Below are 7,042 nucleotides of genomic sequence, written 5' to 3' on the forward strand. Positions count from 1 at the left end.
CCCGGAGAATCTTGTCCGGATCCCGGCTGAAAGCCCGTACCATTTCCTCCAACAACGGAAGCCCCCAAGGGCTGCCGTAAAGCCATGGCTTTTTGTCATTCCCTTTACCTTCGATAGGGGGAACCATATTGAGAGGATCATTTCCTAGAATCAACATCAGATAACGTATAAAACGGTCCCTATCCTTGAGAATGGATTTAAGGATTCTGCGGTCCCTGTCCGCAGGCATTCCAGTAACCGGCAGGTTTAAAACAAAAGAAGCGCCCAATTTATCGGACTTGTGTCTGCCGATCAGTTCAAACGCCATAAAACTGGTGAGGGCCTCTGATGTAACCTTGTCAAAAACCATTTCTCCTGTTGTTGTAAGCTCAAAAAGGTCTTTGCGACGCACCTCTCCAAGAGATATGGGGTAAAAGCAACCCGTGACATTTCGCGGAAGTTCGAAACCCTTGCCGCCCATTCGAAGGATCATACAATACTCATCCGAATTATCCGGCTCAATTTCAATCCGAAGGGCTGCATCGGATATCCGCCGGCGCGCTTCATCAAGCTGCTTTTCTATTTTCTTTTGAGCAGTTTCACCAGGTACCTTGCCGTGTTCCCTTTTGTAAGGTCGAAGCATACTCCGGAGCGTGTGTTTGGCACCTTCCTCACCTAACAGGCTGTTGATGCCACAGATTTTTCTTGGACCTGTCAATTCGACCATCAACTCTACATTTCGCCCGTTGAAGGCAGCATCGGTTGCATTCGCTGAACCTGTGAGCAAACGTGCCTGCCAGCCATTTTCCGAAATCATCAGCTTTGCATGTAAGCCGCGCTGGTCATCTGAAATGATTGGAGCAGCAACTTCTTCTTCCTGTTCCTCAGCCGGCAATTCAGCAGCGCTATCCATGGTGAAAAAATCGGCCTGTTCTGAAAGCTTCAGATATTGGTCATAGGGAATCTCATCAAGCACCTCAGCCCTCGATATAATAATATTGTCCCTACCGCCTTGAATGGCATCCTTCAGGACTGATGGAGAAACAAATGGACTGAGGACAAGGGATCTTCCTTTAGCGCCAAATCCGGGCAAACGCTTATAGCCTGGGATACCGGAAGGTAAAAAGCGATATTGATCGGTAAATCCTTCAGGAGTCTCAAAGGGGACTCTTTTGATCTCATCGGCGACCGTGTTGATGATCATGTGAATCCTATTTGGCAGTCTTCTGTTTGCAAGTGTCAGCAGTGAGCTGACAAACTGACTCAGGGGGTGGTTCACTCCAAAAGCGCGGCGCCGGTTTTTCGCAAGTTCACCTTCCATTACAAGCGCCGTATCCCAGGAGCGGTCCAATGTCAGGTTGCGGGTAAGGCAAATGAAACGATAAAAAGGGGGGGAAGACCCGTTACCATCAACAAATCGCATAAACCATGTCTTTGGGTGGAAAACCCCCTCCCAGTGTCTTGCTTTAACCTCCACCACCGCCGGCTCCAAATGGGCATAAAGCGGCGACTGTCTGGCCGGGATACTGATCCGCCCTTTCTGACAAAAGACAACATAGCGATCCGAGATACGTTGAATAGCTTCCAGCAGCGCAATCGGGTCTTCCAACGCCTCTTTGTCTGCACGGTAATCCTGAAGTGCCATCGAAACCGGCGCTAATAGAAGAGACATTAAATCTAAAGAAAACGTCGTGGCAACAGCGGTGTCAAGCTTGTAACCCTCCGGGGGTTTTAGCTCTTCGAGGTATGTATGACGGGTGTTGGGATTAAGCATGGGCCGGCCTCACGTTTTTTGCTTTGAGAATGTCGGACACAAAAACGGAAGCAATTCCCCACCGATATATCAGCCGACCGGTGCCCGACTCCCCCCGCCAGCGGTTTAATGCATTCCGGTTCGAAAGCCTGGCGCGAGGGCCCTTCAATTGAAACTCCCGACTCGCGATCAGATCTTGGACCTTACGATCACCCAGCAAATTTTCCATGCCGGGAGATTCAAAGACAAAATAAAGCCACTTTTGGACGAAGGCCTTGGTAAGAGTCGGTATCCTGGCTGTATTGAGCCCCTGACTCATCCAGAATTCCTCAAGATTCCTATACCAGCTTGTTAATTCCACATATCGCACCCCCAGGCCGGCTTTCCATTCTTCCATTTTTTGGTTGAAACTTTCAGACCAGTCCTGTCGTTCAGCAGCCTCTGAAAGCATAAGGTTATAATAAAGAGCAGCACCGTGGATTACCTCAGAAAAATTGCGAGCATGCAGAAGCGAACGGGATAGCTCCGGGGAGAGCGATCTAACGACTGGGTGTTCCCACGGATAATCCGCTTTAACAAATCTTTTTTCTCGAAGTAGTTGTGCAAAAAAGCTGTCGGGATAGAGCATTAAAACGCGCTCTTTAAGATAATCTGCCTCATTTGCTGAGAGTTCGAGGCTGGCGTGTTGCTTGAAGTCTTTGGAAGGTTCTGGTATGCCCGGATGCCAGTTGGTGAACCTCTTTAAGTCCCCAAACTCCTCGTCGGCCTCTTCACCCACTAACGATCCGGCCTTGTAATAAAAGTCAAGGCTGCGATGATATTGCTCCTGAGAGCCGACAAAGCGACGAATTCCCCACGAACGGAGTCCAGCCCAGTATATGTTGCTCGCAAGCCGAACAAGGTTCTTTTTAGCATCTTTTCCGATTACACCTTCTGCGTTTCCATTTTTAAGGAGTGTAAAAATCAGATCTGTTTCAAATTTTCTTGCACGTGCGCCTATTTGGGCTGAAGCAGTGCGTCTTTTTTCAAAATCAATATACATCCAAGGAATTAACAGCATATACTTGGGGCGGGTTTGAATAGTGCTTGTACCTGGAAAAAAATGATCTGAAAATGCATCACGGATGGTCCCAATCCCCAGTTCGTCGCGGGTGTCGCGTTCGCTGAAAAGTTGAACCACATCCAGCATCTGCCGGCGCTCTTTCTCTGAGAAGTCTATCCAACCGAATTTGGACACCATAGCGAGATCGTCACAATTAAAGGTTTGTGTCGTGATGATTATAAAAAAGGTTGACGCGATGCGATCAGTTCATTGATCCTTTTCATCATGTAGCCGATGCTCCTGCATCCGGATAAAGGAACATCAATTCTCTTTGATTCGAAAATCTTTCTCACCATGTCCAAGTAGTTCCGCCCGCCCAATACGACGATTCTTCTATATCTGCCAAAACCTCTTTTAGTTGCCTGAGCTTTCAGTTTTTCAAGATTTATCGGGTTTGATTTTTTATGTTTAAAACTGACGTTATATGGTTCCGGAATGACATCGCAGGGTTTCAGAAACCCATATTTGGCAGAGATAATAAACCAGGAGTTTGGATAAAACTTCCTGGCGTATTCCCGGCATTTTCGGGCAAATGGGCCGGTATAAACATCCATGGCTTTGGTAGGACCTGCATCTGGATGCTTATCCCAGATTTTCGCCTTTCCGCAGGGAATGATACAAAGTGTTTTCATGTGTTTAAGGCCACTGTGTCTTTTTCTATATAGACCTTTCCTTTTATACAAAAATCAGCTGCTTCACATCTACCCGCCTATCATTTCGCGGATAAGAGAGGCACTTACGACAAAATTCCTCACACTTAATAAGATTTTAAAAAAAGGTTTTGCTGACAGAAAGGGCAAAGAGTTAGAAAAATAAAAAAACCCCTTTTCTCATGTTTGAGAACATAGGGGTTTTATCAGGTTGATCTCCATTGATCCTCCCATTAAAATAAAATAATCAATAAAAAAGACCCATATCGCCCGCTGTTAGCGAAAAGATTTTTGGAATGTTGCGAACGGTTACGACACCATTGTCGAACCAAAATTTATTTGTATCGCAAATAAAAACGAATTGTCAAGAAATTATAATAGTTAGAAATAGTTATAAGATAGACATATTTTACATCATTCTCTTTGCATCCAGGAAAGCACCATGTCAACCTGATGCGATGTTTCAGGTGAGGATTTGTCCTTATCTTCGGTGTCTATACGCAGCTTTTGGATAAGGGTTAACGCCTTTTGATCTGAAGCAATCCTATGCCTTGCAAGATAGCAGCCCACCACCGTGCCGGTACGACCCCGGCCGCCCCAGCAGTGAACATAGACTGGCTGGTTGTCTGCTATGCTTTGATCAATTCGATCTAAAATTTGACACATCTCCTTTCTGGAGGGAATCCAGGTGTCCTTTATCGGCATCCTGTCAAAGAATACTTCAACACCCATATCATCAGCTATCGATTTCATCCTGTCTTCATAGGACTCAAAGGCCTTGCCGTTCCAGTTGATTTCGGTGGGTTCCATCAGGCTGATCACCCGGCGGATACCATGCTCCAAAAGTCTTTTCAGCTTTTGATGAGCCTGCTTAGGGTCAACCGCTCCAGGATAACAACCCGCTAACAATTTACCCGGAACCACCCAATAGGAGCGTTTGAACGGAACACTATGTTTTTGTTCATCGGCTGATTTCACAAACTCGCCTTTTTCTCTGCCAACCTTGTCGCCAAATCATTCAGGAACTCTGATTTTTCGATACGCTTTATCCATTCATTCGGTATCGCGTCAATTCCATTATATGCGCCGCTAATTGAGCCCGCAATGCAAGCGATGGAGTCCGAATCCCCGTTGGTATTGGCGCCCCTTAAAACCGCAACCTTGTAATCATCAGGATGTCGCAAAAAACAATAGAGCGCTAACGCAACAGCCTCCTCGCCGATCCACCCTTCTCCAAGATATTTCAAGGCATCTTCTTCGTTGGGCCAATTGAGGCACTCTGATACCTTGGAGAGGGCGGTGTCGAACTCTCTTGATATTCCAGCGGTGAAAGACAGGGTTTCGGGAATCATACGCCCCGGATCAGTGCCGTCCAGAGCCAGTTTCACCAGGTAGGCAGCTCCGATGCTTGCTGCAATGGCAGTCCGGTGCCCGTGGGTGCAAATCCCGGACGCACGAACCACCAGTTTCAGTTTGTCTGGATCATGTTGATAAACATAGCCAATCGGTGCCACCCGCATGGCAGACCCGCACCCTTTGGAATCCGCCACTCCGCTTTCGGACCAGTGGACCCCGCGTTCCATGTTCGATACACCGGCAAGGCAGGCGTTTCCCGGTGCCCTGTTGTTTTCAGGTGAACGCCTCCATTTGATGAATTCTTCCTTGATTGCCTCCATAATCGTTTCGAGATCCTGGGCTCCGGCCTTGATCAGCGCCTCGGCAATGGCAATGCTCATCTGGGTGTCGTCGGTGAAAAGGGCCGGTGATTTTGAAAAATCCGCTATGCCGTTGGGGCCGAATTCAGTTTTTATCCGGGCTAACGTAATGAATTCCGTCGGGTAGCCCAAAGCATCCCCAATCGCCAACCCGAATATCAGGCCCTTGGCCTTTTCGTTATCCATTTATCTTTCCTATTGCAGGTAACCCAGAGCCTGATCGTAAGCTTTTCTCTTGATAGCAGCGCCTGTGCCGAACAAATTCGAGGCGACGTTGTTCCCGGAATTGCTTGTTTCATGACCTTCATCATGTAGCTAATCATCGTGGCTAATAGAAACCGCAACACAGGCCAAACACCCTGTCAGCCGAATCTGAAAGAGACGATACAGTGTATCATAAAAATGTAATTTGGCGTTAAATCATTGGTTTTCAATGAAAAACTAATAATTTGTTATCATATTTTGAATTGCCTTTTTATTACATTAATTTCATCCCGATTAACCAAAATTATCTGCTGTTCCTTTGGTGGCCGTGAGGCGCATTTTTCATCCAAACCGAGATGTCTCTCGAGGTAAAAATAAAGCGAAGCCCTGACTTTGATAATTCCAAGGCCATTCGTCATTCCGTAATCTCTTTCGACTATTTTCTTTTGGCTCTCTGATAATTCTGGATGGGGCTCGATTTTAACATCAATGAATTTATGCCAGCTAACATCCTCGGAAGAATCTATTTCAGCGGGTTTTTTGTTTCGTGTTTTAAGTATTCTGATTAAAAGAAAGTCTCTAAAATCATTGTGAATATAGCAGTAAGCCCGGGTGTGCCACCTGAACCCATCATACGCCAAAGTGTGCGGTGCAATCGTCCGCCAAATTGGCTGTTCTCGGCTCATAGATTGATATTTTATATCTAGGGACATTTTATTGTTTATAGTGAATAGGATATCTCTCAAGATTTCCGAATTCACAAACCTTGCTGGATTCGGTATCGAGCCAAAATTTGGTATCTGTCCTAAAAATGATTCTTCCTCTTTCAACACATCGTTAAAAATCAACCGTAATTGGGCAAAATAATAAGACGAGTTTGTTGTCTTGAAGGCAGGTTTGAATTTATCTGTCGCAAAATAAAATTTACCGCTTTTATCGTAGTCAATATTGTCCGGTGCCTTTTCCTGGTAAATACGAAGGTCGGAAGAGGCCTGAGGAACTGAGATGTTGAAAAAATCCGTAAGGTCTTTTCTATTTATACGCCCTTCCCAATAAAGGCGAAAATCAATAAATTCGAGACGACGCTCAACACTCCAACGCATTTAATTCCTCCTAACTGATTGTATTTGTTGCTTGTAATTTTTATTTGAATAGTTTTTTTTTCCGTATATTTTTTATATTGACAAAGAAACTTTACTCATATATATTATAGTTGCGTTTTGATGTAAAGAAAATCTTTAAAAGGAGAAAGAATCATGAACGACAAACCCAAAAAACCTGAACATCCCGAGCATCCAGAACACCCGAGTCACCCGGAGCATCCTGAACATCCGCCTAAACCGCCTCACCCGCCAGGCCCTCCAGAACCCCCAAAGCCTCCAAAACATCGACCGGTGGGATAAATAATGAAATCGTGGTGGGAAAGATGGCCGGGGCGTCTTGAATATGAAATAGCGGAGCTGGAAAAAGCTGGGATTCATCCTGTACGTCAAGAGGATTCTTTTAAAAAAGGTATTATTGTACTTAAATTTCAGCATCCTATCAACGGCGAGGCAAAGGAATTTTTCTATGTGCGCAAATGACGGTTGGATTTGTGAAAAGCCTTATCGTTATTGCGTCTGGGTTAGCGGCTAAATCG

Annotated in this window: 7 protein-coding genes; 1 reads left to right on the forward strand and 6 read right to left on the reverse strand. The window is 45.6% G+C overall.

Translation table 11 applies throughout. The features are described from left to right. The 6 genes from P1P89_21300 to P1P89_21325 all read right to left on the reverse strand — a co-directional run. Nucleotides 1-1,753, reverse strand: a 1,753-nt coding sequence (locus P1P89_21300; protein ID MDF1594053.1) for a phospholipase D family protein, incomplete at its 3' end; no start/stop codon positions are given. Further along, on the reverse strand, nucleotides 1,746-2,972 hold the full coding sequence (locus P1P89_21305) for a DUF6361 family protein (GenBank protein MDF1594054.1): 1,227 nt from the start codon (nucleotides 2,970-2,972) through the stop codon (nucleotides 1,746-1,748). The genes P1P89_21305 and P1P89_21300, both read right to left, overlap by 8 nt. 38 nt (nucleotides 2,973-3,010) lie before the next feature. Continuing rightward, the gene (locus P1P89_21310) at nucleotides 3,011-3,517 is read right to left on the reverse strand and encodes a hypothetical protein (protein ID MDF1594055.1); all 507 of its coding nucleotides are present in this window, start codon (nucleotides 3,515-3,517) and stop codon (nucleotides 3,011-3,013) included. 381 nt (nucleotides 3,518-3,898) lie between these two features. Continuing rightward, nucleotides 3,899-4,462 (reverse strand): dual specificity protein phosphatase family protein, encoded by a 564-nt coding sequence (locus P1P89_21315; protein MDF1594056.1) that lies wholly within the window; start codon nucleotides 4,460-4,462, stop codon nucleotides 3,899-3,901. Further along, the gene (locus P1P89_21320; GenBank protein ID MDF1594057.1) at nucleotides 4,459-5,385 is read right to left on the reverse strand and encodes an ADP-ribosylglycohydrolase family protein; all 927 of its coding nucleotides are present in this window, start codon (nucleotides 5,383-5,385) and stop codon (nucleotides 4,459-4,461) included. The genes P1P89_21315 and P1P89_21320 overlap by 4 nt, the downstream gene beginning before the upstream one ends. Before the next feature lie 269 nt (nucleotides 5,386-5,654). Then, nucleotides 5,655-6,506 (reverse strand): WYL domain-containing protein, encoded by an 852-nt coding sequence (locus tag P1P89_21325; protein MDF1594058.1) that lies wholly within the window; start codon nucleotides 6,504-6,506, stop codon nucleotides 5,655-5,657. A gap of 303 nt (nucleotides 6,507-6,809) precedes the next feature. Between P1P89_21325 and P1P89_21330 the strand changes: the two genes are divergently transcribed. Further along, the gene (locus P1P89_21330) at nucleotides 6,810-6,986 is read left to right on the forward strand and encodes a hypothetical protein (GenBank protein ID MDF1594059.1); all 177 of its coding nucleotides are present in this window, start codon (nucleotides 6,810-6,812) and stop codon (nucleotides 6,984-6,986) included. The last annotated feature ends 56 nt before the right edge of the window (nucleotides 6,987-7,042 follow it).

The organism is Desulfobacterales bacterium (assembly GCA_029211065.1).
In the GTDB taxonomy this organism is placed as follows: domain Bacteria; phylum Desulfobacterota; class Desulfobacteria; order Desulfobacterales; family JARGFK01; genus JARGFK01.